Annotated in this window: 3 protein-coding genes; all 3 read right to left on the bottom strand. The window is 74.3% G+C overall.

Annotation, left to right across the window (positions count from 1 at the left end; translation table 11 throughout):
- Window positions 1–364: lipase family protein (locus NON22_RS24010; RefSeq protein WP_257389507.1), on the bottom strand; the 364-nt coding region annotated here is incomplete at its 3' end.
- A gap of 14 nt (window positions 365–378) precedes the next feature.
- Complete coding sequence (locus NON22_RS24005) at window positions 379–864, bottom strand: glycine zipper domain-containing protein (protein ID WP_257389506.1); 486 nt, start codon at window positions 862–864, stop codon at window positions 379–381.
- Between the two features lie 354 nt (window positions 865–1,218).
- Window positions 1,219–1,651: hypothetical protein (locus NON22_RS24000; protein WP_257389505.1), on the bottom strand; the 433-nt coding region annotated here is incomplete at its 5' end.

The following is a 1,651-nucleotide window of genomic DNA, read 5'->3' as shown; positions in this document are numbered from 1 at the left end:
CCATGAGGCCGCCGAGCGACCAGCCGACGATGCGTACGCGCCGCCGCGTGCGGCGGGCGATCGCACGCACGCGCGCGGACAGGCGCCGCATCACGTCCGCGCGCGGACCGCGGTTGATGCCGAGGTTCCAGGTGTGCACGTCGAAACCGGCCGCGGCCGGATGCTCGCGCAGCACGACGGTGGCGGCATCGGACGTCGCGAGTCCCGGCACGACGAGCACGGGTTCTCCGTGCGCGCGCCGGCGCGGCCGCCGGCGCCGGAGCGCGAGAAGGCCGAGATCCAGCAGCACGCGCACTTCCCCCGCCGCCTTCCATAGCGACGGAGGCGCGGTGGCCGTGAGTGCGACGTTCCGTGTCGACGTCATGGGCGCGTTCCGGTTCAGACGGGCGTGCCGTCCAGCCGGTGCCACGCATCGCGCACGGCGGGCTGGGCGCGGTCCCAGCTCAGGCTCGAGCGGCCCGCGCGGTTCGGCCACCCGGCGGCGAGTTCCGGCGACACCTCGTCCCAGCTGCGGCCTGCATGCTGCGTGCGCGATTCCCAGCCGTAGCGATAGGCCGGCTCGTAGTCGGCATAGGCCGTGCCCGGCGCGACGTAGGGCCGGGTCGCGTAGTTGGCTTCCCAGTACGCCGCTTCGGCCGTCGGGTCGATCGCTTCGGCGACGCCCTTGCCGACCAGTCCGCCGGCGATCGCGCCGACGGCGGCGCCCACCGCCGTGCCGACCGGACCGGCCACGGTGCCGACGGCAGCGCCGGCCGCCGCGCCGCCGGCTGCGGCGCCGACTCCGGTACCCACGGGATGCGCGCCCGACGCGCCGGTGATCGGATCGGGATTAAAATCGGTAGAAGTGAATTTGTCTGCAGTCACGGCTTTTCTCCTGAGTGGTGGGTTCAGCGCGGGAGAGAGGGGCAACCGCCATGCCAACCTGTCCGGTGCCTTTGCCCGGCGGAAAATCGCCGCTGCCGCACGAGCTTTCCGGCAGCGCCGTTCCGGCGTGCATGCCGCGCCGCCGCGCAAATTGCCCGCCGGCGGATCACGGCTTCGCGGAACGCACGATGCGGCGGCCCGGATCCGGCATCCCGATGGAGCGCGGCAATACCGCGTGCGGCGGCGGCGACCGGCCGCCGCTCTTCGTCGCGGAAATCGCAACCGTCTGCGTCGCAGGAAGCGCGGCCGCACATCGGCGGCGCAGAGACGGGCGTCAGTGCCGCTTGCGCAGGATCAGCGCGAGCGCGAAGCCCGCGGCGCCGGCACGCCGAGAGCGCTCAGCGGCCTCGTGCGCACGTAGTCCCTGACCTTGCCGCCCGCCTCGACGAGCCGCTCCGCGGTCGAAGCGAGCGCGTCGCGCGACACTTCGCGGACCGCGTCGGTCGCCTGCGTCCAGGCCGCGCGGCCATCGTCATCGACGTCCCGCAGATCGTCCGCGACAGCGTCGATGCCGTCGTCGATCCGTTCGGCGACATCCTCGGCGCCCGCGGCGACGGACGCGCGAAAACCGGCGGCGGCATCGCGCAGCTCGCCGCCGCGCGTGTCGCGCGGCTGCCGCGTTCGCGCGGTCCTTGCGCGGGACTCGACGGTGTCGACGGCCTTGCGCGCCGCCCGGCTGACGTTCGCGCCGGCCTGCGCCGCGCCGTCGGCGACGCGAGTGCCGACG

The organism is Tahibacter caeni (genome assembly GCF_024609805.1).
GTDB classification, from domain to species: domain Bacteria; phylum Pseudomonadota; class Gammaproteobacteria; order Xanthomonadales; family Rhodanobacteraceae; genus Tahibacter; species Tahibacter caeni.
The sequence above is the reverse complement of the archived record's forward strand: the minus strand, read 5'-3'. Positions and strand labels throughout refer to the sequence as shown.